The organism is Pseudomonas sp. NPDC088885 (assembly GCF_044750025.1).
In the GTDB taxonomy this organism is placed as follows: Bacteria; Pseudomonadota; Gammaproteobacteria; order Pseudomonadales; family Pseudomonadaceae; genus Aquipseudomonas; species Aquipseudomonas rustica.
Genome location: NZ_JBIVJB010000016.1, coordinates 48,294 through 70,329, shown reverse-complemented (window position 1 = coordinate 70,329; position 22,036 = coordinate 48,294). Strand labels below are relative to the sequence as shown.

The window sequence follows — 22,036 nt, the reverse complement described above, 5'->3', positions numbered from 1 at the left end:
AGTTTGTTATCAGCTAGGGCGACCGTGCAGCTGTACAGCTCGCTCGGCGCTCATTTCACCTTGTTTATCGAAGCCGAAAGTCTTCTGTGGCTGGCCGAGCAGTTGGGCTTTTTTCGCGTGGTATTCGTCGAAGGACAAACCACTGCGGTTCAGTGCTTCCATCGCCAGTTCGCGGGATTCTTCTGCGCTGTAAGGCCGCAATTCTGGCGAAACGTGACCGGCACAACCGGCAAGTACGGAGACAGCGAGCAGCAGCGAAACAGTCAGTAGATGATTCATGGGAGCGTCCTGGCGAGCAGTGGTAGTCGATGGACAAAGGCTACGCCCGAGCTCGCTCGCGCAGAAATCAACGCTCTCAATAGTGGCTATCAGGATTTTCGCAGAGCCTTAGACATATTCGTTAACGATCTATAAATATCGATTAACGGTCTTTTGCGGAATAACAACTAGCCTTTATAACTTCTCCCCATAGGCCCTTCAGTGTTGCTCCAGCAACTGTTGCTCAGGCAACAGCAGTTCAACAAAGCCACCTGAAATTCGTACAAACGGCCGCTAGCAAAACACTCAAAGCCCCGCCACACCGGGCCTCCAGGAATTGGTACAGCGTTTGCTCAAGCCCAGTGACTTAGCCACTGCTCGCTGAGCAACTGTTGAAAACAAGGAATTGATCATGTCGCGTCCTCTGAAAGTCGTCGCCCTCTCCGGCGGAACCTGGCGTCCCTCGCGTACGCTGGTGCTGACCCAAGCCTTGCTGGCCGAACTTGCCGGGCATTTGCCGATCGACAGCCATCTGATCGAACTCGGTGACATCGCCCGTCCGCTCGGCGGTGCCCTCTCGCGTCAGGAGCTTAGCGCCGAAGTCGAGGCCGAGCTGCAAGCCATCGAACAAGCGGATTTGCTGATTGTTGCAGCGCCGGTTTATCGCGGCTCGTATCCGGGTCTGCTCAAGCATCTGTTCGACCTGATCGACCTCAATGCGCTGATCGATACCCCGGTGCTGCTCGCTGCCACCGGTGGCAGCGAACGCCATGCGCTGGTGCTCGATCACCAATTGCGTCCGCTGTTCAGTTTCTTCCAGGCCGTGACCTTGCCGATCGGCGTGTACGCCACCGAGGCCGATTTCGCCGACTACCAGATCACCAGCGAGCCGCTGAAAGCGCGCATCCGTCTGGCCGCCGAACGCGCTGCGCCGCTGTTCGCCACGCAAATCAAACCGTTGCTAAAGATCGCTTAAGGAGCTGTTCATGGATGTTTTCTGGTTCCTGCCGACCCACGGCGACGGCCACTATCTGGGCACCACCCAAGGCGCACGCCCGGTCACGCTCAACTATTTGAAACAAGTCGCGCAAGCCGCTGACAGTCTCGGTTATCACGGCGTGTTGATCCCGACCGGGCGTTCCTGCGAGGACTCATGGGTGATCGCCTCGGCACTGGTGCCGTTGACCGAACGCCTGCGTTACCTGGTGGCGATTCGACCGGGGATCATCTCGCCAACCGTTTCGGCACGGATGGCGGCGACGCTGGATCGGCTGTCCAACGGCCGCTTGTTGATCAACGTGGTGACCGGCGGCGACCCGGATGAAAACCGTGGCGACGGCAGCTTTCTCAGTCACAGCGAACGCTATGAAGTGACTGATGAATTCCTGAAAATCTGGCGCCGCGTGCTGCAAGGCGAATCGGTGGATTTCGAGGGCAAGCACCTGAAAGTGCAGAACGCCAAAGCGCTCTACCCGCCGGTGCAGAAACCCTATCCGCCGCTGTACTTCGGCGGCTCCTCCGACGCGGCGCATGATCTGGCCGCCGAGCAGGTCGATGTCTATCTGACCTGGGGCGAACCTCCGGCGGCCGTCGCGGAAAAACTCGCTGATGTGCGCGAACGCGCGGCGCGCCACGGTCGCACGGTGAAGTTCGGTATTCGTCTGCACGTGATCGTCCGCGAGACCGCCGAAGAGGCGTGGAAAGCCGCCGACAAACTGATCGAGCACATCAGCGACGAGACGATAGAAGCGGCGCAGAAATCCTTTTCGCGCTTTGACTCCGAAGGCCAGCGGCGCATGGCGGCGTTGCACGATGGCCGTCGCGACAATCTGGAAATCGCCCCGAACCTGTGGGCCGGTGTCGGTCTGGTGCGCGGTGGCGCGGGGACGGCGCTGGTTGGCGATCCGCAACAAGTGGCGGCACGGATCAAGGAGTACGCGGATCTGGGCATCGAAAGCTTCATCTTCTCCGGTTATCCGCATCTGGAAGAGGCTTACCGCTTTGCCGAGCTGGTGTTCCCGCTGCTGCCCGAGCCGTACGCGAGCCTGGCCGGGCGTGGCGTGACCAACCTGACCGGGCCGTTTGGCGAAATGATTGCCAATGATGTGCTGCCCACCAAAGCCACTGCCTGAACCGAATTCCCTGTGGGAGCGGGCTTGCTCGCGAAGGCGTCGTGTCAGTCACCATTTATATCGATGACCCAGCGCATTCGCGAGCAAGCCCGCTCCCACAGGGGGATTGCGTCGATTTTGAGGAACACCGTGTGACCGCCAAACCGCAAAGTACCCTGTTATCCCCGCTGCAAACCGCCCGCCTACTGGCCGCCGAGTTTGCCCTCACCGCCGTCGAACGCGACGAGCGCGGTGGCACGCCGAAAGCCGAGCGCGATGCTCTGCGCGACAGCGGCCTGCTGGCCCTGAGCATTCCCACCCGTTATGGGGGCCTCGGCGCGACGTGGAGTGAAACCCTGCAGATCGTCCGCGAGTTCGCCAAGGTCGACAGCTCTATCGCTCACGTTTTCGGCTTTCATCATCTGATGCTCGCCACCGTGCGCCTGTTCTCGCGACCGGAACAATGGCAGCCGTGGTTCGAACAGACCGCGCGGCAGAACTGGTTCTGGGGCAACGCGCTGAACCCCCTCGACACCCGCACCGTGGTCAAAAACCTCGGTGGCTGGCGTGAGTTTTCCGGGAAGAAAAGCTTCTGCTCCGGTGCCAGCGATTCGCAGATGTTGATTGCCTCGGCAGTCGATGAAAGCGCGGGCGGCAAATTGCTGATCGCGGCGATTCCCAGCGGCCGCAGCGGCATCACTTTGCACAACGACTGGAACAATATCGGCCAGCGTCAGACCGACAGCGGCAGCGCCACATTCGAACGCGTGCGTGTCGAAGAGTCGGAGCTGCTGCTTGATCCGGGCCCGCTGAGCACGCCGTTCGCCTGCTTGCGACCACTGATCGCGCAGCTGACTTTCACGCATATGTTTCTCGGGATTGCCGAAGGTGCGTTCGAGGAAGCGCGACAGTACACCCTCAAGGAAACCCGGCTCTGGCACAAATCCTCGGCGCGCGAGGTGCGTGAAGACCCGTATGTGCTCGCGCATTTCGGCGAGTTCTGGGTGGCCCTCGAAGGCATTCGTTTATTGGTCGAACGCGCGGCGGCGTTGCTGGATGAAGCGTGGGCGAAAGGCGCAAACCTCAGCGCCGAAGAACGCGGGCATGTCGCCACGGCGATTGCCACGGCCAAAGTCGCGGCCAGTCGTCAGGGTCTGGAGATTTGCAGCCGTCTGTTCGAAGTCACCGGCGCGCGCTCGACCCACGCCTCGCTGCGTCTCGACCGGCACTGGCGCAACTTGCGCACGCAAACCCTGCACGATCCGCTGGATTACAAACTCCATGAACTGGGCGACTGGGCGCTGAACCAGTCGCTGCCGGTGCCGACTTTCTATTCCTGACCTGTCTGCATTTGAACTAAAAAAAAGGACGAGCCCATGCAACTGCTGACCTTACCGCCCTCACCCGCGCTGGCCACGTCGATCCGTGCCACCGCGCAGGTGTTCGAAGATCCGAAGTCCCAAGCCCTGCTCGCGCATTTGCAACAGGTTGCACCGAGCGAGGCTAGCGTGCTGATCATCGGCGAGACCGGTACCGGCAAGGAGTTGGTGGCGCGGCATATTCATAACCTGAGCAACCGTCGCCATCGGCCGTTTATCGCGGTCAATTGCGGCGCGTTTTCCGAGTCGCTGGTCGAGGCCGAATTGTTTGGTCATGAAAAAGGCGCGTTCACCGGCGCCTTGAGCGCCAAGGCTGGCTGGTTCGAAGCGGCGGACGGCGGCACCTTGTTTCTCGACGAGATCGGCGATCTGCCGATGGCGATTCAGGTCAAGTTGTTGCGGGTATTACAGGAACGCGAAGTGGTGCGGCTCGGTTCGCGTAAAAGCATTCCGATCGATGTGCGGGTTTTGGCCGCGACCAACGTGCAACTGGAGAAAGCCATCAATGCCGGCAATTTCCGTGAGGATCTGTATTACCGCCTCAACGTGGTCAATCTGGAACTGAGTCCGTTGCGCGATCGCCCCGGCGACATCCTGCCGCTGACCCGGCATTTCATTGAGGCCTACAGTCAGCGTCTCGGTTACGGGCGAGTCAGCATCAGCCCCGGCGCCGAGCACAAACTGCGCGGTTACAGTTGGCCGGGTAACATCCGCGAATTGGAAAACGTCATTCATCACACCTTGTTGATCTGCCGTAACGGCGTGATCGAACGCGATGATTTGCGTCTGTCCAATCTGCGCATCGAACGCCCGGACGATCATCACAACAGTGCCTACGACTCACCGGAAGCGTTGTTGGAGCAGGCCTTTCAAAAACTCTTCGCGCAACAGGCCGGCGCCCTCCACGAAAAAGTCGAAGACGCGTTGCTGCGCGCGGCTTACCGCTTCTGCCACTACAACCAAGTGCACACCGCCGCCCTGCTCGGCCTGAGCCGCAACGTCACACGCACACGGTTGATCAAGATCGGCGAACTGGCAGTGAACAAGCGCCGGGCACCCGCCAATCTGCACGGCGAACGCCTGCTTCAACTGTCGATCTAGCCGACCAGATTGCAGTGCAGCGCATCGTCGTGACTGCGGGCGATGCTGCTGAGCACCTGAAAGGAATTGAAGGTGATGGTTTTCGCCTGATGCGTGTGGATCAACTGCCAAAAGTCCTGCTCGCCGCTCTCGAAACTGCGAAACGCCGCCTCCCCCGCTTCGCGGGTCTGCCATTGCAGAAAACTCAATACGCGCCGGCCATCGTCGCTGGCCTGCACGCTGGCACTGACAAATCCCGCGTAGCGCTGGGCCAGACGTTCAGTCTGTACCGACAGCGCATTGACCAATGCCGGCTGCTGACGTGGTTCGATTTCGAATTCGATCAACTGGGTGAAACTGCGATTTTTCGCTGTTGCTTGCATGAAAGTCCCCACTTGGCTGTAAGGCGAATCTTGCGACTCGAAGGCCTGCAGGGTAAAACCTCTAGTTAAGTCAAGGTCAAGAGCTGTTTTCCAATGATCAGCAAAGAACAGGTGCACAAGCAGCTAACGGTTGGCGAAGTCGCGGCGCGCAGTGGCGTGGCGGTGACGGCGCTGCACTTCTATGAATCGAAGGGACTGATCAAGAGCCAGCGTAATGCCGGCAATCAGCGGCGCTATCCGCGTGAGGTGCTGCGGCGGGTGGCGTTGATCAAGGTTGCGCAACGGCTGGGGATTCCGTTGGCGGAAATTGGCGAAGCGCTGAAGATTTTGCCGGATGACCGTGCGCCGACGGCGGCGGATTGGCGGGTGTTGTCCGAACAGTGGCGGCGGGATCGTTTGAATGGCTGTATTGGTTGTGGTTGCCTTTCAATGGAGGCCTGCCCGCTGCGCAATCAGGGCGATGTGCTCGGTGAACAGGGCCCTGGCCCGCACTTCCCTAAAGACTGATGGAAAACCCTGTGGCGAGGGGATTTATCCCCGTTGGGCTGCGAAGCAGCCCCAAAACCTGCATCCCTATTCCTTCAGATATACCTCATTGACTGACTTAGGGTCTGCTTCGCAGCCCAACGGGGATAAATCCCCTCGCCACAAAGACTGGTTTCCATCGCTCAATTTTGGTGCTGCTCGTCGGGCAAAAATCTGCACTGCGCCGACAGTTCTATAGTGATCCTTCACCTCGCAAAACAACAATCAGGGAGAAGGTCATGAGCGTCAAACCCATTCCCGAGGGGTATCACAGCATCACCCCCTACCTCGGCATTCACAAAGCCGCCGAGGCCATCGAGTTTTACAAGAAAGCGTTTGGTGCGACTGAAGTCATGCGCCTGTCCATGCCCGACGGCGGCATTGGCCACGCCGAACTGCGCATTGGTGACAGCGCGATCATGCTCGGTTCGCCGTGTGATCAGGGGCCGTTGAGCAGTCCGGATAACGCGGTGTCGGTTGGTTTGCATTTGTATGTGACGGATGTCGACAAGTCATTTCAGCGAGCGCTGGATGCCGGGGCGACATCGGTGTCGGAGGTCAAGGATCAGTTTTACGGCGATCGCAGCGGGACGTTGAAGGATCCGTATGGGCATCTGTGGTTTCTGGCCTCGCGCAAGGAGGATTTGACTGAGGAGCAGATCAGGCAAAGAGCGATGGAGATGTTTAGCCAGGGTTAGGTTTTGCAGTGTTTGCATAGGCGCTATCGCGAGCAGGCTCACTCCTACAGGGGGACTGCATTCCAATTGTAGGAGTGAGCCTGCTCGCGATGGGGCCGGTACTGACAAACAAATCACACTTCATGAACCCGCCCATCACGCTTTGCGCCTTGCCCCAAACCCCGGACGCTTTCAGGATGCAGGCCACAAGAACCCTGAAACAAGGATCAGCCCCGATGTTTGCCGGATTCCTCAAAGACCAGCGCCACGTCAATGGCGTCGACATTGCCTGCCGCGTCGGCGGCAGCGGGCCGGGCCTGTTACTGTTGCACGGCCATCCGCAGACCCATGTGATCTGGCACAAGATTGCCGAACAACTGGCCGAACATTTCACCGTGGTCGCCGCCGACCTGCGCGGTTACGGCGACAGCAGTCGCCCCGACGCTGACGAGTTGCACCTCAGCTACTCGAAACGCGAAATGGCCCGCGACAACGTCGAATTGATGCAAGCGCTGGGCTTCGAGCAATTCTCGATCCTCGCCCACGACCGTGGCGCGCGCGTCGCTCATCGCCTCGCCCTCGACCACCCCGCCGCCGTGCAACGCATGATGCTGCTGGACATCGCCCCGACCCTGTCGATGTACACCCAAACCAACGAAGCCTTCGCCCGCGCCTACTGGCACTGGTTCTTCCTGATTCGCCCGGCGCCGCTGCCGGAAACGCTGATCGAAGCCAACCCGGAAGGTTATCTGCGCAGCGTGATGGGCAGTCGCAGCGCCGGCCTCAAACCGTTCACCGACGAAGCCTTCAGCGAATACCGCCGCTGCCTGCAACAACCCGGCAGCGCACGCGGCATCTGCGAAGATTACCGCGCCAGCGCCGGCATCGATCTGGAACACGACCGCGCCGACATCGCTGCCAATCATCATTTGAGTTTGCCTTTGCGGGTGCTGTGGGGCGCGGAAGGCACCGTCGGCCGCTGTTTCGATCCGCTCCAGGAATGGCAGCAAGTGGCGACGAACGTCACTGGCCAGGCCCTGCCCGCCGGCCATTACATCGCCGAAGAAGTCCCCGAACTGTTGCTTGCAGAAGCGCTGGCCTTTCTGCGCTGAACAGAGCCTGTAAATCGCGGTGCTATGCTGGCGGCTTCTGCCGCCAGCGTGCGTTTTGACATGTCCCAGAAGAAAGACACCGTGCCCCTGCCCGAAGACCTGCGTGTGCTGCTCACCGTGATCCGCAAAAACGGCTTTGCCGCCGCGGCCGATGAGTTGGGCCTGTCGCCCGCCTATGTCAGCAAACGCATCCAGATTCTCGAAACCACCCTTGGCACACGCCTGCTGCATCGCACCAGTCGGCGCGTCTCGCTGACCGAGGATGGCGAGCGTGTGCAGCGCTGGGCGTTGCGCATTCTTGATGACTTCCAGCAACTGCACGACGAACTTTCCGACGCCCACGACAGACCGCGTGGGCGTTTGCACATCTGCAGCAGTTTCGGTTTCGGTCGCAATCACGTGGCGCCAGCGGTGTCGTTGCTGGCCGAGCGCTACCCGGAACTGCAGATTCGTCTCGACCTGTTTGATCGGGTGGTGGACATCATCAACGAAGGCTTCGACCTGGAAATCCGCGTCGGCGACGACATTCCCGGGCAGCACATCGGTCGACGTCTGGTGAGCAATCGACGCGTGCTGTGCGCGGCGCCGAATTATCTGCAACGGCGTGGCACGCCGCTGACGCTGGATGACTTGCAGCAGCATGACTGTCTGGTGATCAAAGAACGCGACAACGCCTTCGGCATTTGGAATCTGGATCGCGAGGGCGGGCAGGAAAGCGTGCGGGTCAGCGGGCCGTTGTCGTCGAACAATGGCGAGATTGTTCTGCAATGGGCGCTGGATGGGCGTGGGGTGTTGCTGCGTTCATTGTGGGATGTGAAACCGTTGCTGGAGCAAGGGTTGCTGGTGCAGGTGCTGGAGGATTACGGGCAGAGCGCGAATGTCTGGGCGGTGTACCCGACGCGGTTGGCGAATTCTGGGAAGTTGAGGGCGTGTGTGGAATTCTTGCAAGAACACTTCAAAAGTCTGTCGCTATAACCCAAACACAACACAAAACCCCTGTGGGAGCGGGCTTGCTCGCGAAAGCGGTATGTCAGTCAACGATGATGGTGACTGACACACCGCTTTCGCGAGCAAGCCCGCTCCCACAGGTTATGCGTTTAGCTTAACCACGGGTTGTCAGCCAGATGTTGGCGTTCGAACTCTTGGATCTGTTCGCGGCGTTGCAAGGTGCTGCCGATCGCATCCAGCCCCAGCAACAGCGAAGTTTTGCGCAGGGTATCGATCTGGAAATCGATCACACTGCCATCCGCCAAACCAATCTGCTGCGCTTGCAGATCAATACTGATCCGCGCCGTTTCAGCCTGACCAACAAGCTGGCCGATCCGCTGCACCTGCGCCTCTTCCAGGGTGATCAACAACACCCCGTTACGCTGGCAGTTGTCGTAAAAGATCCCGGCAAAACTGCTGCCGATCAACGCGCGAACGCCCAACTGCTGTAACCCCCACACCGCGTGCTCACGACTGGAACCGCAGCCAAAATTCGGCCCGACCACCAAAAAACTCGCACCCCGCCATGCCGCTTGATTGAGCACGAAATCAGGATTGGGCCTGCCATCCGGCAAAAATCGCAGATCGAAAAACACCCCGCGATCCAGCCCTTGGCGATCGATGCCCTTGAGAAACTGTTTCGGCATGATTACGTCGGTGTCGACGTTGGCCGCCAGAAACGGCGCGGCCTGACCGCTGACTTGAGTGAAGGGTTGCAGGCTCATGGGCGTTCTCCAAAGTGGCGGATGTCGGTGAGTCGACCGCTGATCGCAGCAGCGGCGACCATCGCCGGGCTCATCAAATGCGTGCGTGCGCCGGCGCCCTGGCGGCCTTCGAAATTGCGGTTGGTGCTGGACGCGCAGCGGTCGCCGGGGTCGAGCACGTCGTCGTTCATCGCCAGGCACATCGAGCAACCGGACTGGCGCCATTCAAAACCGGCGTCGAGAAAAATCTGCGCCAGCCCTTCCGCTTCGGCTTGCGCACGCACTTCGCTGGAGCCGGGCACGATCATCGCGCGCACGTGCTCGGAGACGCGTTGCCCGCGCACGACGCTGGCGGCATCCCGCAAATCTTCGATCCGCGCGTTGGTGCATGAACCGATGAAAGCGTGGCTGATGACGATGTCGCTGAGCGCCATGCCCGCTTCGAGGCCCATATAGTTGAGGGCGCGGCGCATGTCCTGACGCAGGATCGGGTCGCTGATCAATTGCGGATCCGGCACTCGCGCACCGATGGCAGCGGCCTGGTCCGGGCTGGTGCCCCAGGTCACCATTGGCTCCAGCCCACTGGCGTCGAGGTGTATTTCGCGATCGAACACAGCGCCGGGATCGCTGCGCAATTCGCGCCATTTTTCCACGCCGCGATCCCACAACTCACCTTGGGGCGCGCGCGGTTTGCCTTTCAAGTAGCTGAAGACTTTCTCGTCCGGCGCCATAAAGGCCCCGCGCGCACCGGCCTCGACGGCCATGTTGCAAATGGTCATGCGCGCTTCGACGCTCAAGGCATCAATGGTCGAACCGCAGAATTCGATGGCGTAACCGGTGGCGCCGGACGCGCCGATCTGGCCAATCAGCGCCATGATCACATCCTTCGAGGTCAGGCCCGGCGCCAACTCGCCGTCGACGGTGACGCGCAGGCTTTTCAGGCGTTTGTAGACCAGTGTCTGCGAGGCCAACAGATGCTCGATTTCAGAGGTGCCGATGCCGAATCCGAACGCACCGAGTGCGCCATAGGTCGTGGTGTGGCTGTCGCCGGCCGCGATGACCATGCCCGGCAGGATGAAGCCTTGCTCGGGGGCGATTACGTGTTCGATGCCTTGGCGCTTGTCGAGGATATCCAGCAGTTCGATGCCGAAGTCCCGGCAGTTCTCCGCCAGATACGACACTTGCCGCGCACCGCCGACATCGGGCATCGCAGCGATGCGCACCGGCGTGGTCGGGTTGACGTGATCGACCACCGCCAGCGCCGTGCCCGGCCGCCACACTTCGCGCCCGGCCGCGCGCAAGCCGCTGAACGCTTGCGGGCTGGTGTATTCGTTGATCACCTGACGATCGATATACAGCAGCACATGACCCTGATCGTCGAGAGGGCAGACCGTGTGGGAATCGATGTGTTTGTCGTAAAGGGTTCTGGGGCTCATCAGGGCATTCACTCAAGCAATCCAAGTGATCCCCATCATAGGCAGGCGCTGCCGCCCATCAATTGCCAGACAGTGATGGCGCAGATCATGAATCGTGTTCAATCCCCCGAACACCACAACCCCCCTGTGGGAGCGAGCCTGCTCGCGAAAGCGGTGGCTCAGCACAGAATGAAGTGACTGACCCGTCGCCTTCGCGAGCAGGCTCGCTCCCACAGGGGAACTGGATGATCGGGGAATTGCGAAACATTTGCTTTCATATCGCCTTTCGGGATTTGCGTCGCTCATTCGTCTTATAGAGATGCAGGCCGTTCGCGTAGGCAAAAGCCACGACCGGTCGTTCGGGGACTGCTGTGCTGCGAAGCCCGTGGTACCGCGCCCTTCCATCGAAATCAAGACGCGCAATCATGTCGAAGAAATCCCGCTCCAAACTGTGGTTCCTCGTTCATAGCTGGCTGGCGTTACCGATCTGGTTCTTTGTGCTGATCGTCTGTGTCACCGGCACGCTGGCGGTGGTCAGCCAGGAAATCGTCTGGCTGGCCAACCCGCAAATGCGCGCCAGCCAACCGACCGACGACGCACCGCTGCTCAGCTACGACCAGGTACTCGCGGCGATCAAAAAAGCCGAACCACGCACCGTGGTCGAGAGCATCAGCCGCCCGGATGAGTCGCATTTTGCCCTGGACGTGCAGGTCAGCTACCCGGACGGCCGCGAGCAGACCGTTTACGTCAACCCGTATACCGGGGTGATTCAGGGAGTCGCGCCCGACTTCAACTTCCAGGCCTTTACCCGCGCGCTGCATGGCTGGTGGCTGGTGCCGTTCACCAACGGTTTCAGTTGGGGCTGGTACCTGGTGTCGTTCCTCGGTCTGCCGTTGCTGGCTTCGCTGGTCACCGGGCTGGTGGTTTATAAACGCTTCTGGAAAGGATTCTTTAGTCCGACCCTGCGCTTTCGCCACGGCGCGCGAATCTTCTGGGGCGATTTCCACCGCCTCAGCGGCATCTGGTCGATCTGGTTTATCGCCGTGATCTCGATCACCGGCACCTGGTTCCTGATTCAGGCGCTGCTGTTCGACAACCACATTTCCATCTCCAGCGAACCGGTCATTCCGGCGATGTCCCGTGAAGCGGTGCCGATCTCGGCCGACGGCAGCCCGCCGCCGCGCATCAGTCTGGATCGCGCCATTGAAATCGCCCAAGAGAAAATCCCCGGCCTCGAAGTCAGCTTCGTCAGCCTGCCGGCCAACGCCTATACCCACCTGAACGTCGGCGGTCGCGGCTGGTATCCGTTGATGTTCCAGACCGCGACGCTCGATCCTTACAGCGGTGAGTTGGCCACTTCACGTTTGTTGAGCGACCGCACGTCGCTGGAGTTCGTCACCGAATCCATGCGCCCGCTGCACACCGGCGACTTTGGCGGGTTGTGGATCAAGTTGATCTGGTTCTTCTTCGGCCTGCTGCTGAGCATGATGGTGCTCAGCGGTTTGTTGATCTGGACCAAACGCACGGCGCTGGCCACGGCCAATGCTCTCAAGCGTGAATCGAAGAAAAACCGCGTGCAGGCGCAACCGGCGATGCGCCGGGAAACGTCGGAGGTCAACCCATGAGCAAGTCCGCAGCTTTGCCGCAACCGTCGCGCTTGAGCGTGTTCTGGCACAAATGGCGTTTCCACATCAACGTGCTGTTGCTGCTGATCCCGCTGGGTTTCATGCCGAAATACTTCGCCGATGTCGCGCTGTTTCGCGGCGATGCCGGCCTCGGTGAACGCGAAGTCGGCGAAATCGCAGTCGGCCCGTGGAGCCTGCGCCTCGCCGAATTGCGCAACGAGGCGCCACGTCTGGAAGGCCCGGCCGGCTACATGAAAGGCTTCAACGCCGCGCTTTGTGATGCTTGCATCGACAAGGTTAAAGCCACGTATCTGCGCATCGGCAAACCGCGCAGCCTGCGCGCCGCCGGGGTGATTTTCTTCGGCGCGCCGTATCGCATGGGCGCGCAGTTGCCGGTGCCGGAGAAAACCAAAGCCGACGCCGAACTGTGGATCACCATGGAAGGCTGGGACGGCAGCATGCATCAGGCCTCGATTCCCCTGAGCCAGGCCTCCCCCGCCACCATTGCCTGGCTGACTCAACAAGGAGCCAAACCATGACCCGCTCGCAACGCCCTTCCTGCCTGCGGCTGAGCGCCGCGTTGCTGGTGCTCTGCGCCGGTTTCACTGGCAGCGCTCTGGCGCATAACCCGATGTGCGAATGCAAAGCCATCGACGCCGACCAGATCAAATGCACCGGCGGTTTTTCCGACGGCAGCGGCGCCCCCGGCGTGACCCTCGACGTGATCGGTTACGACGAAACGATTCTGGTGCCGGGCAAGCTTGGCAGTGATTCAACGCTGACCTTCAAAAAACCCGGCGCCGAATTCTACGTGCTGTTCGACGCGGGTCCCGGCCACGTCGTCGAAATCGACCAAGCGGATATTGAGGCCCCATGAGTACGCCCACCACGCAAGTCGTCCGCCCGGCCGGTGCCGGCCATGAAACCCTCAATGTGTTGCTGTTGTGCCTGCTGATTCTCGCGGTCGCCGGTTCGGTGGTGGCGTGGCGCGGGGTGTCCCATGAGCCGGAGCCGGTCGCCAGTCATCAGTTCGATGCGCGCCGCGATCTCAGTGCTTCGGAGCAAGGCATCTATGCCGATCTGCGAGTGACCCTCGACGAAATCCGTCTGCTACGCGAAGAACAGCAAACCTTGCCGACCCCGAAAAATCTGGCTGACGAAGGTTTCGCGCCGTTTGCTCAGGATGCGAGTTCGGTCAGTCGCGGCGGTCATGCCTGGCAATTGCTGGCCGACACTGCCTACTTTGGCCACAGTCAGGCACCCGCCGTCGCCGGTTCGTTCGTGATGCTGTTGAGCGCCGATCACAGCGCTGCACCGGACATCTGGCTCAACCGCGATGCCGATCTCAAAGTGCCGACCGAACTGACCGCCGCCGCCCTGTCCGCGTCGGGCTGGAAACAGATCGTCGCGCAATACGATGCCGGGGTTACCCGCGAACACCGCCATTGATTCCTCGCCCTCACCCGAGAGAAGACCGTTTGCCCATGTCTATTTCATCGTCCCGCCGTCCGTTGTTGCGTCTGTTTTTAGCCGGTCTCTGTGCCTGCCTGCTGAGCCCGTTGGCCAGCGCCGATCAGGCCAAACGCCTGCGCATCGGCATCACCCTGCACCCGTATTACAGCTATGTGGCGAACATCGTCGGCGATAAGGCCGAAGTGGTGCCGCTGATTCCGGCCGGTTTCAACCCGCACGCCTACGAGCCGCGCGCCGAAGACATCAAGCGCATCAGCGGACTGGACGTGATCGTGCTCAACGGTGTCGGCCATGATGATTTTGCCGACCGGATGATCGCCGCCAGCGAAACGCCGAACGTCAAAACCATCGAAGCCAACGAAAACGTGCCGCTCTTGGCCGCCACTGGCGTAGCCGCGCGCGGGGCCGGCAAAGTGGTCAACCCGCACACGTTCTTGTCGATCAGCGCCTCGATCGCCCAGGTCAACAACATCGCCCGCGAACTGGGCAAACTCGACCCGGACAACGCCAAAACCTACACGCAGAACGCCCGCGCCTACGGCAAACGCCTGCGGCAGATGCGCGCCGACGCGCTGGCCAAGCTGACCGAGGCGCCGAACGCCGAGTTGCGCGTCGCCACCGTCCATGCCGCTTACGACTATCTGTTGCGTGAGTTCGGTCTGGAAGTAACCGCCGTGGTCGAGCCGGCGCACGGCATCGAGCCGAGCCCGAGCCAGTTGAAGAAGACCATCGATCAACTGCGCGAACTGGACGTGAAAGTGATCTTCTCGGAGATGGATTTCCCGTCGAGTTACGTCGATACCATTCAGCGTGAATCCGGGGTGAAGCTGTACCCGCTGTCGCATATTTCCTACGGCGAATACACCGCCGACAAGTACGAAAAGGAAATGACCGGCAACCTCAACACCGTGGTGCGGGCGATTCAGGAGTCGGGGGCATGACTTCAAAAGAATCAATTTCGAATGAGCCCGGATCCCCTGTGGGAGCGAGCCTGCTCGCGAAGGCGTCCGCTCAGTCAATATCTTCGCTGGATGACACACCGCTTTCGCGAGCAGGCTCGCTCCTACAGGTTTCGGGGCCGACTTTGGATTTTGCTGAGGTTTGTCTGACGCTGGGGCGGACGACGATTCTCGATAAGGTCAGTTTTCAGGTGTTGCCCGGCAACGTACACGCATTGGTCGGCCCCAACGGTGGCGGCAAGAGTTCGTTGATCAAAACCCTGCTCGGGCAGATGCCGCATCAGGGCCAGCTCAGCCTGCAATGGCCCGGCGAGCCCGGCACCATCGGTTATGTGCCGCAAACGCTGGAATTCGATCGCGGTCTGCCGATGACCGTCGACGATTTCATGGCCGCGATGTGCCAGCGTCGTCCGGCGTTCCTCGGTTTGAGCAAACACTACGCCGGCGCCATCGGCGATGCGCTGGAACGCGTCGGCATGCAGGACAAGCGCAAGCGGCGCATGGGCGCGCTGTCCGGCGGTGAGCGGCAGCGGGTTTTGCTCGCACAGGGTTTGATTCCGGCGCCGCAATTGCTGGTGCTCGATGAGCCGATGTCAGCTCTCGACGAAGCCGGGATTCAGGTGTTCGAACGCCTGCTCGGCGATTGGCGTGCGGCCGGCATCACGGTGTTGTGGATCGAGCATGATCTGGAAGCCGTCGGCCGTCTGGCCGATCGCGTCACCGGCCTCAATCGTCGCGTGCTGTTCGACGCCACACCTCGCGAGGCGTTGACCCCGGAGCGTCTGCTGACACTGTTTTCGACCCATCCACGGAGCGCGAGCTGATGAGTTACGAAGCCTTTCGTTTGATGGTTCAAGGCTGGGCCTCGTCCGGTTATCTGCCGGAAGCGCTGGCCTACGGTTTTGTCGTCAATGCGCTGCTCGCCGGCCTGTTGATCGGCCCGGTGCTCGGCGGCCTCGGCACGCTGGTGGTGGTCAAGCGCTTCGCGTTCTTCTCCGAAGCGGTCGGCCATGCCGCATTGACCGGCGTGGCCATTGGCATTCTGCTTGGCGAACCCTACACCGGGCCGTACGGCAGTCTGTTCGGCTACTGCCTGTTGTTCGGCATCCTGCTCAATTACCTGCGTAACCGCACCGGTCTGGCGCCAGATACCTTGATCGGCGTGTTCCTCTCGGTGTCGCTGGCCTTGGGTGCGAGCCTGCTGCTGATTCTCGCCGGCAAGATCAACGTGCACATTCTGGAGAACGTGCTGTTCGGTTCGGTGTTGACCGTCAATGGCAATGACCTGGCGGTGCTGGCCATCGTCGGCTCGCTGGTCATGGCGCTGGCACTGCCGTTGTACAACCGCATCATGCTTGCCAGTTTCAACCCGCAACTGGCGGCGGTGCGCGGCGTCGCGGTGAAGACCCTGGACTATCTGTTTGTGATTCTGGTGACCTTGATCACTGTGGCGGCGGTAAAGGTCATTGGTGCGATTCTGGTCGGTGCGCTGCTGGTGATTCCGGCCGCTGCGGCACGCTTGCTCAGCCAGTCGCTCAAGGGCTTTTTCTGGTATTCAGTGTTGATCGCTACTGTGAGCACCTTGTGCGGGATTCTCGCGCCGATCGTTTTCGATCTGCCGATTCCGTCCGGCGCCGCGATCATTCTGGTTGCCGGCATTGCCTTCGCCCTCGCCGCCATCGCGCGCGGCGTCGTCCCGAGTCTGAAAGGGAATCTTGGATAAATGACTTTTTCAATGCGCAAACTGACCCTGGCCATGGCCCTCTACGGCGTGGTCAGCACTCCGGTGTTCGCCGCTGAAAGCGCCAAGCCGCTGCACGTGCTGGCTTCGCTGCCGATCACCTACGGCTTGGGCGAAGTGTTGCTCAAAGGCACTGATGTCAAGCTCGAACGCGCGGCGCCGGCGAATCTGCCGGGCAGTCGCCAGACCGCTTATTTCACCGGACGCGGCGCGCCGGCGCTGAGCAAACTGGCGACCGACGCCGACGCGGTGATCGGCGTGCGCTCGCTGTGGGCCGATGATCCGCTGTACCCGATTTCTCGGCGCAGCAATATCCGTATCGTTGAGGTCGACGCCGCGCGCCCGGTGGACGGCGCCCTGCCCGGCATCGCTGTGCAGCCGGATCTGAAGGTGGACGGCTTGAACAGTCAGCCGTGGCTGGCGAGCAACAACATGGGGCGCATGGCCGACGTGATGGCGGCGGATCTGGTGCGTCTGGCACCGAGCGCAAAGCCTGCAATCGAGGCGAATCTGGCGGCGTTGAAACAGCGTTTGCTCAAACTCAGTGCCGACAGCGAGGCGAAGTTGGCCAGCGCGGATAATCTGAGTGTGATGAGTTTGAGTGATCACTTTGGCTATTTGATTGGCAGCCTCAATCTGGAGTTGGTCGGCCAGGATCCACGGCCGGATGCGGAATGGACGGCTGAGGATCTGCAGAAACTGACGGCGACGTTGAAGGATAATGACGTGGCGGTGGTGCTGCATCATCGCCAGCCTTCCGATGCGGTGAAAGCGGCGGTGGCGGCCTCGGGTAGTCGGTTGGTGGTGTTGAGTACCGATGCGGCGGATCCGGTGGCGGAGCTGGAGGGGAATGTGGATTTGGTGCTTAAAGGATTGAAGGGCTGAAGATCAAAAGATCGCAGCCTTCGGCAGCTCCTACAGGATTTATGCTTACCAATGTAGGAGCTGCCGAAGGCTGCGATCTTTTAAGGACATAAAAAAACCCGCTAACCGTCACCGGTTAGCGGGTTTGTTTTTGCCGGGCGCTTACTGCGCCGCGACCTGCGCTTCCATCTTCTGCCGCAAGCTCAGCGGACGCATGTCAGTCCAGACTTCCTCGATGTAGGCCAGGCATTCCTTTTTCAGGCCGCTCTTGCCCACGGTGCGCCAGCCTTCCGGCACGGCCTTGTAGTCCGGCCAGATCGAGTACTGCTCTTCGTGGTTGACCACGACCTGAAAGAGGATGTCCTCGCGGTCGAATACTGACGTCATGCTGGTTCTCCATCGTTGTAAGGGTGGGCTGCACAACGGGTGCAGCCGGGTATAAAGAAAGAACGTTCGGCGCGGCGAAAAATTTACACAGCGGTGGTGGCAGCGGCCAACGCGCGGCCGAAGATCTCGGCGACACGGTCGATCTCCGCCGCAGTAATCACCAGCGGCGGCAGAAAACGCACCACCGCGCCATGCCGACCGCCGAGCTCCAGAATCAGCCCGCGCTTAAGGCATTCACGCTGTACCAGCGGCGCCAGACGGGCGAAGGCCGGCGGATGACCGAGCGCATCCGCCGCACCGTTCGGGTCGACCAGTTCAACCCCGAGCATCAGACCGCGACCGCGAATATCGCCGAGTTGCGGGAAGTCGCGCTGTAGAATCCGCAAGTGCTCGCTCAAGCGTTCGCCCATGGCGGCGGCATGTTCGCAAACCTTGTGTTCGACCAGATAACGCATCACCGCCGACCCGGCAGCCATCGCCATTTGATTGCCACGGAAGGTGCCGGCGTGCGCGCCCGGCTGCCAGGTGTCGAGCCAGTCGCGATAGACCACCACCGCCAGCGGCAGGCTGCCGCCGATGGCTTTGGACAGCACCACCACGTCTGGCACGATGCCCGCGTGTTCGAAGGCAAACATCTTGCCGGTGCGGGCGAATCCGCTTTGAATCTCGTCGACGATCAATGCGACGCCGGCCTTCTCGGTGATCCGGCGCAAACCGCGCAGCCACTCGATGTCCGCCGGAATCACTCCGCCCTCGCCCTGCACTGCTTCGACGATCACCGCTGCGGGCAGTTGCACGCCGGCTTCGGGGTCGTTGAGCAGGTTGTCCAGATAGCTCAGGTTGGCTTTCACACCGGCCACGCCGCCGAGGCCGAACGGGCAACGGTAGTCGTACGGGAACGGCATGAACTGCACGCCGTTGCTGAGTAACGCGCCCAACGGTTTCTTTGGCCCCAGACTGCCCATCAGGCTCAACGCGCCCTGGCTCATGCCGTGATAACCGCCGGAGAACGACAGCACGGTGCTGCGTCCGGTGGCCGTGCGCACCAGTTTCAATGCGGCTTCCACGGCATCAGTACCGGTTGGGCCGCAGAACTGGATTTTCGCTTCTGCTGCCAAAGCCGCTGGCAGCAAAGCAAACAGATCCTGAACAAATTGATCCTTGACCGGCGTGGTCAGGTCCAGCGTGTGCAGCGGCAATTCATCGGCCAGCACTTGCTGGATCGCTTCGATCACCACCGGGTGGTTATGCCCCAATGCAAGCGTGCCGGCACCGGCCAGGCAGTCGATGAACGTGCGCCCTTCAACGTCTTCAACGTACAGACCTTTGGCGCGTTTGAGCGCCAGCGGAATGCGCCGCGGATAGCTGCGGGCATTGGATTCCTGTTGTGCCTGACGCGCGAGCAGCGGCGACTCGTTGAACTGGTACAGCGTTTCCGCCGGCACCGAGGTGACCCGGGCCGACGACTCTTCAATAAGGCTGGTGGCGACTGACATCTCTCGACCCTCAATACGCTATGGATAGTGACCAAAACAGCACACCGGGCAGATGCGCGTTCCCGTCGCGGGGCGCACTTGCAGGTTTTCCTGTTCTGGAAACGCTTCAGCGTGTCGAGGATTTAGACCCTTGATCGAGTTGTCAGCTGGAGTCTGCCAACGGCTTGCTCATGGGCTGCGTCTGCAGGCCTTTGTCGTTAAGGGCTGGCGCCGATTCGCGGTAGCCCAGATGGTGATAAAACGGCTCACCGGTGCGGGTGCTGTTGAGTTGAATGTGGATCGCCCCGCGAATGCGCAACCAGCCTTCGAGATCGGTCATCAGCGCCCTGCCTGCACCGCGTCGAAAGCACTCCGGTTGCACGTAACAGAAGGTGATATCGCCATTCGCTGTGGCCATGCCGACGCCGATCGGTTTGTCGTCGAGCAGGGCGATGTTGAGGTAGAGCTGCGGGTTGGCGAGCCAGGCGCTGATGTCTTCAGCTGACTGCCGGGAAATCCATTCGTTGACCCGTCGGGGATCGTTGCGATGATCGAGTGCGCAACCGATGCGGATAGAACGTTCGATGATGCGGCTGATGATGCCGGCGTCAGCCAGAGTGGCGGGACGAATGCAGATGGGGGCTTCCATGGCGCAGTTTCCTCAATCCATTGAGATAAAGCTGGGGCTGACCTTACCGCCACCAACTCCGTATAGCGACCACCAAGAAGTTACATTTAATGTGCCTAACACAGATCCCCTGTGGGAGCGGGCTTGCTCGCGAAAGCGCAGGGTCAGGCAACATTGCATTGACTGGTACACCGCTTTCGCGAGCAAGCCCGCTCCCACATGGGGACGTCGTTGGGATTAGATCGGTTGCAGCGGCATGCTCAGTTCGACGCGCAACCCATCCGCGCGGCTGTCGAAATGCAGGGCGCAATCACAACGCTGAACGATCGCCTGAACAATCGCCAGTCCCAGGCCGCAACCGGTGCTCTGACCATTGCGCCAGAAACGCTGGGTCAGGTGCTGCAAATCATCCGGCGCAATGCCCGGGCCATGGTCGCGCACGACAAAACGCACGCGGTTTCCGATGGTTTCCATGCTCACCTCCACTGCGCAATCTTCCGGTGTATGGCGCAGCGCGTTGTCGAGCAGATTGCGCAGCGCGGCGATCGCCAAGACTGCCGGCATTTGCAGCGGCGCCTCGGACAGTTGGGCAGGCAGTTGCAGTTTGATCCGCAGCCGCTCGCCGCCGGTGGCATCCTGAATCGCCAACCGCGCGACTTGCTCGGCACTGCATTGCGAGCCGTCGTCGAACGACAAACTGCCCTCAACCCGCGCCAGCAACAGCAATTGTTCAAGGGTTCGATGCAATCGGTCAGCGCCCTCCTCGGCCCGCGCCAGTGACTGATCGCGAGCGCTGCCCTCGGTCATGCGCGCGACTTGCAGGTGAGTCTTGATCGCCGTCAGCGGGCTGCGCAGTTCATGGGCGGCGTCACCGGTCAGACGGCGTTCGCGCTCGATGGTTTTGCCGATACGCTGAAACAGCTGATTCTGCGTATCCAGCAACGGTTTCAATTCGCTGGGAAATGACTGCAACTGCAACGGTTCCAGCGAGTCGGCATTACGCCGCATCAACGCTTCGCGCAGTCGATTGAGCGGTGCCAATCCTTGACCGATGCCCAGCCACAGCAGACACAAGCAGCCAAGCAACGCCACACCCACGGGCACTGAAGCAGCGAGCAGAATCGACATGTTCAGCGCCTCACGTTCGATCTGCCGATCCGCCGTGGTGATGCGCACATCGCCGCGCGCGAGGGTGAAACTGCGCCACGGCGCGCCGTCGATCATCTGATCGTGGAAACCCATTTTCTCGGCTTCCAGCGCTTGTTCAGGATTGTTGTGGCTGCGGGCGAGAATTTCCCCGCGTAACGAACTGACCTGACACGCCATGCCGCCGGGAATGTTCAGTTGTTCCGCGCTGAAGTGAGTGCCCTCGCCTTTGCTTGGCAGTGTCGGCAACTGTTCCAGCAACCCGGCGACCATGCGCGCCGACGCCACCAGGCGCTGGTCGAGGGAAAACATCATCTGGTTGCGCAGGTCGCTGAGCATCCAGGCCGCGGCCAGCGCCCAGATCAGCGCGAACGCGGCGCCGAGGGTCAGGCTCAGACGCAGTCGCAGACTCATCACTTGCCTTGATCTCCGCCATCCGCCGGGCCGAGGCGATAGCCCAGACCGCGCACGGTTTCGACGATGCCTTTGCCGAGTTTGCTGCGCAGGTGATGGATGTGCACGTTGAGCGCGTTGCTTTCCAACTCGTCGTTGAAGCCGTAGACGCTGTCTTTCAACTGTTCGGTGGAAAGCACCCGGCCGCGATTGTGCAACAGCGCTTGCAGCAGTGATTGCTCGCGTCGCGACAGATCGACCGGCTGCCCGGCGAGCATGGTTTCGCGGCTGCTTGGGTCATAAGTCAGTGCGCCGTGCTCGATCAGATTGACGCTGCGACCGGCGACGCGGCGCAACAGGGTTTGCAGACGCGCGAACAGTTCGCGCAGATCGAAGGGCTTGAGCAGGTAATCGTCGGCGCCGGCCTGCAAACCGTCGACGCGGTCTGTGACCGAATCGCGTGCGGTCAAAATCAGCACCGGAATTTCCAGGCCACTCTGCCGCAATTGTTGCAGCAACTTGAGGCCATCTTCGTCGGGCAGGCCGAGATCGAGCACCATCACGTCAAATTCCGCGACTTTGAGCATCGCCCGCGCCTTAGACGCGGTGTTGACGTGCTCTACGGTCAGCCCCTGAGCCGTGAGACCGGCAACGATCCCGCTGGCGATCAGCTCGTCGTCTTCGCAAACCAGTACGTGCATGGGAGCTCCGTGA

Annotated in this window: 25 protein-coding genes; 16 read left to right on the top strand and 9 right to left on the bottom strand. The window is 60.9% G+C overall.

Annotated elements, in window-relative coordinates:
• Positions 1 to 9: 9 nt before the first annotated feature.
• Positions 10 to 279 carry a hypothetical protein gene (locus ACIP1X_RS10410; protein WP_053122171.1) on the bottom strand — a complete coding sequence of 90 codons (270 nt, stop codon included), beginning with the start codon at positions 277 to 279 and terminating at the stop codon, positions 10 to 12.
• Between the two features lie 391 nt (positions 280 to 670).
• Here ACIP1X_RS10410 and msuE point away from each other — a divergent pair, with 391 nt between their 5' ends.
• The 4 genes from msuE (at position 671) to ACIP1X_RS10390 (ending at position 4,849) form a co-directional block, all read left to right on the top strand.
• Positions 671 to 1,234: an FMN reductase gene (gene msuE, locus ACIP1X_RS10405; protein ID WP_053122173.1), complete on the top strand. Its 564-nt coding sequence runs from the start codon at positions 671 to 673 to the stop codon at positions 1,232 to 1,234.
• Positions 1,235 to 1,244: 10 nt separating this feature from the next.
• A complete protein-coding gene (gene ssuD, locus ACIP1X_RS10400; RefSeq protein WP_008079343.1) occupies positions 1,245 to 2,390 on the top strand; it encodes an FMNH2-dependent alkanesulfonate monooxygenase in 1,146 nt (381 codons plus the stop codon).
• A gap of 131 nt (positions 2,391 to 2,521) precedes the next feature.
• On the top strand, positions 2,522 to 3,709 hold the full coding sequence (locus ACIP1X_RS10395; RefSeq protein WP_400751701.1) for an acyl-CoA dehydrogenase family protein: 1,188 nt from the start codon (positions 2,522 to 2,524) through the stop codon (positions 3,707 to 3,709).
• Positions 3,710 to 3,745: 36 nt separating this feature from the next.
• Complete coding sequence (locus ACIP1X_RS10390) at positions 3,746 to 4,849, top strand: sigma-54 interaction domain-containing protein (protein WP_400751700.1); 1,104 nt, start codon at positions 3,746 to 3,748, stop codon at positions 4,847 to 4,849.
• Here ACIP1X_RS10390 and ACIP1X_RS10385 read toward each other — a convergent pair.
• Entirely contained in the window at positions 4,846 to 5,211 is a 366-nt protein-coding gene (locus ACIP1X_RS10385; protein WP_053122181.1) for an antibiotic biosynthesis monooxygenase, read from the bottom strand. The genes ACIP1X_RS10390 and ACIP1X_RS10385 overlap by 4 nt on opposite strands.
• Positions 5,212 to 5,304: 93 nt before the next feature.
• On the opposite strand from ACIP1X_RS10385, the gene soxR reads away from it, so the two are divergent.
• From soxR to ACIP1X_RS10365, 4 genes are all read left to right on the top strand, one after another.
• Complete coding sequence (gene soxR / locus ACIP1X_RS10380) at positions 5,305 to 5,718, top strand: redox-sensitive transcriptional activator SoxR (RefSeq protein ID WP_400751697.1); 414 nt, start codon at positions 5,305 to 5,307, stop codon at positions 5,716 to 5,718.
• Between the two features lie 257 nt (positions 5,719 to 5,975).
• The gene (locus tag ACIP1X_RS10375) at positions 5,976 to 6,434 is read left to right on the top strand and encodes a VOC family protein (protein WP_282354184.1); all 459 of its coding nucleotides are present in this window, start codon (positions 5,976 to 5,978) and stop codon (positions 6,432 to 6,434) included.
• A gap of 215 nt (positions 6,435 to 6,649) precedes the next feature.
• Positions 6,650 to 7,525, top strand: coding sequence for an alpha/beta fold hydrolase (locus ACIP1X_RS10370; RefSeq protein ID WP_400751694.1), 876 nt, complete (start codon positions 6,650 to 6,652; stop codon positions 7,523 to 7,525).
• A gap of 24 nt (positions 7,526 to 7,549) precedes the next feature.
• Positions 7,550 to 8,500 (top strand): LysR substrate-binding domain-containing protein, encoded by a 951-nt coding sequence (locus tag ACIP1X_RS10365; protein ID WP_400751691.1) that lies wholly within the window; start codon positions 7,550 to 7,552, stop codon positions 8,498 to 8,500.
• Positions 8,501 to 8,622: 122 nt separating this feature from the next.
• Here the strand turns inward: ACIP1X_RS10365 and leuD are convergent, their stop codons facing one another.
• Together leuD and leuC are read right to left on the bottom strand one after the other, a co-directional pair.
• Complete coding sequence (gene leuD, locus ACIP1X_RS10360) at positions 8,623 to 9,237, bottom strand: 3-isopropylmalate dehydratase small subunit (protein ID WP_400751688.1); 615 nt, start codon at positions 9,235 to 9,237, stop codon at positions 8,623 to 8,625.
• Positions 9,234 to 10,652, bottom strand: a complete 1,419-nt coding sequence (gene leuC / locus ACIP1X_RS10355) for a 3-isopropylmalate dehydratase large subunit (protein WP_400751686.1) — start codon at positions 10,650 to 10,652, stop codon at positions 9,234 to 9,236. The genes leuD and leuC overlap by 4 nt, the downstream gene beginning before the upstream one ends.
• 404 nt (positions 10,653 to 11,056) lie before the next feature.
• Here leuC and ACIP1X_RS10350 point away from each other — a divergent pair, with 404 nt between their 5' ends.
• Genes ACIP1X_RS10350 through ACIP1X_RS10315 form a run of 8 tightly spaced genes read left to right on the top strand, consistent with a single transcriptional unit; the run spans position 11,057 to position 17,314 of the window.
• Entirely contained in the window at positions 11,057 to 12,256 is a 1,200-nt protein-coding gene (locus ACIP1X_RS10350; protein WP_053122193.1) for a PepSY domain-containing protein, read from the top strand.
• Positions 12,253 to 12,795 carry a hypothetical protein gene (locus ACIP1X_RS10345; RefSeq protein WP_053122195.1) on the top strand — a complete coding sequence of 181 codons (543 nt, stop codon included), beginning with the start codon at positions 12,253 to 12,255 and terminating at the stop codon, positions 12,793 to 12,795. The genes ACIP1X_RS10350 and ACIP1X_RS10345 overlap by 4 nt, the downstream gene beginning before the upstream one ends.
• Entirely contained in the window at positions 12,792 to 13,133 is a 342-nt protein-coding gene (locus tag ACIP1X_RS10340) for a hypothetical protein (protein ID WP_400751684.1), read from the top strand. Before ACIP1X_RS10345 ends, ACIP1X_RS10340 begins: the two co-directional genes overlap by 4 nt.
• Entirely contained in the window at positions 13,130 to 13,705 is a 576-nt protein-coding gene (locus tag ACIP1X_RS10335) for a DUF6162 family protein (RefSeq protein ID WP_400751683.1), read from the top strand. The genes ACIP1X_RS10340 and ACIP1X_RS10335 overlap by 4 nt, the downstream gene beginning before the upstream one ends.
• Before the next feature lie 35 nt (positions 13,706 to 13,740).
• Complete coding sequence (locus ACIP1X_RS10330) at positions 13,741 to 14,670, top strand: metal ABC transporter substrate-binding protein (RefSeq protein WP_053122200.1); 930 nt, start codon at positions 13,741 to 13,743, stop codon at positions 14,668 to 14,670.
• Positions 14,667 to 15,512 (top strand): metal ABC transporter ATP-binding protein, encoded by an 846-nt coding sequence (locus ACIP1X_RS10325; RefSeq protein WP_400751680.1) that lies wholly within the window; start codon positions 14,667 to 14,669, stop codon positions 15,510 to 15,512. The genes ACIP1X_RS10330 and ACIP1X_RS10325 overlap by 4 nt, the downstream gene beginning before the upstream one ends.
• On the top strand, positions 15,512 to 16,411 hold the full coding sequence (locus ACIP1X_RS10320) for a metal ABC transporter permease (protein ID WP_400751678.1): 900 nt from the start codon (positions 15,512 to 15,514) through the stop codon (positions 16,409 to 16,411). The genes ACIP1X_RS10325 and ACIP1X_RS10320 overlap by 1 nt, the downstream gene beginning before the upstream one ends.
• Positions 16,412 to 17,314 carry a metal ABC transporter substrate-binding protein gene (locus ACIP1X_RS10315; protein ID WP_400751675.1) on the top strand — a complete coding sequence of 301 codons (903 nt, stop codon included), beginning with the start codon at positions 16,412 to 16,414 and terminating at the stop codon, positions 17,312 to 17,314.
• Between the two features lie 141 nt (positions 17,315 to 17,455).
• Here ACIP1X_RS10315 and ACIP1X_RS10310 read toward each other — a convergent pair whose 3' ends face one another.
• From ACIP1X_RS10310 to ACIP1X_RS10290, 5 genes are all read right to left on the bottom strand, one after another.
• On the bottom strand, positions 17,456 to 17,680 hold the full coding sequence (locus ACIP1X_RS10310; RefSeq protein WP_053122206.1) for an MbtH family protein: 225 nt from the start codon (positions 17,678 to 17,680) through the stop codon (positions 17,456 to 17,458).
• A gap of 83 nt (positions 17,681 to 17,763) precedes the next feature.
• Positions 17,764 to 19,176: an aspartate aminotransferase family protein gene (locus ACIP1X_RS10305; protein WP_400751672.1), complete on the bottom strand. Its 1,413-nt coding sequence runs from the start codon at positions 19,174 to 19,176 to the stop codon at positions 17,764 to 17,766.
• A gap of 142 nt (positions 19,177 to 19,318) precedes the next feature.
• Positions 19,319 to 19,804 carry a GNAT family N-acetyltransferase gene (locus ACIP1X_RS10300; RefSeq protein WP_400751669.1) on the bottom strand — a complete coding sequence of 162 codons (486 nt, stop codon included), beginning with the start codon at positions 19,802 to 19,804 and terminating at the stop codon, positions 19,319 to 19,321.
• A gap of 216 nt (positions 19,805 to 20,020) precedes the next feature.
• Positions 20,021 to 21,343 carry an ATP-binding protein gene (locus ACIP1X_RS10295; RefSeq protein WP_400751666.1) on the bottom strand — a complete coding sequence of 441 codons (1,323 nt, stop codon included), beginning with the start codon at positions 21,341 to 21,343 and terminating at the stop codon, positions 20,021 to 20,023.
• Positions 21,343 to 22,023 carry a response regulator gene (locus tag ACIP1X_RS10290; protein WP_053122214.1) on the bottom strand — a complete coding sequence of 227 codons (681 nt, stop codon included), beginning with the start codon at positions 22,021 to 22,023 and terminating at the stop codon, positions 21,343 to 21,345. Before ACIP1X_RS10290 ends, ACIP1X_RS10295 begins: the two co-directional genes overlap by 1 nt.
• Positions 22,024 to 22,036 lie beyond the last annotated feature (13 nt).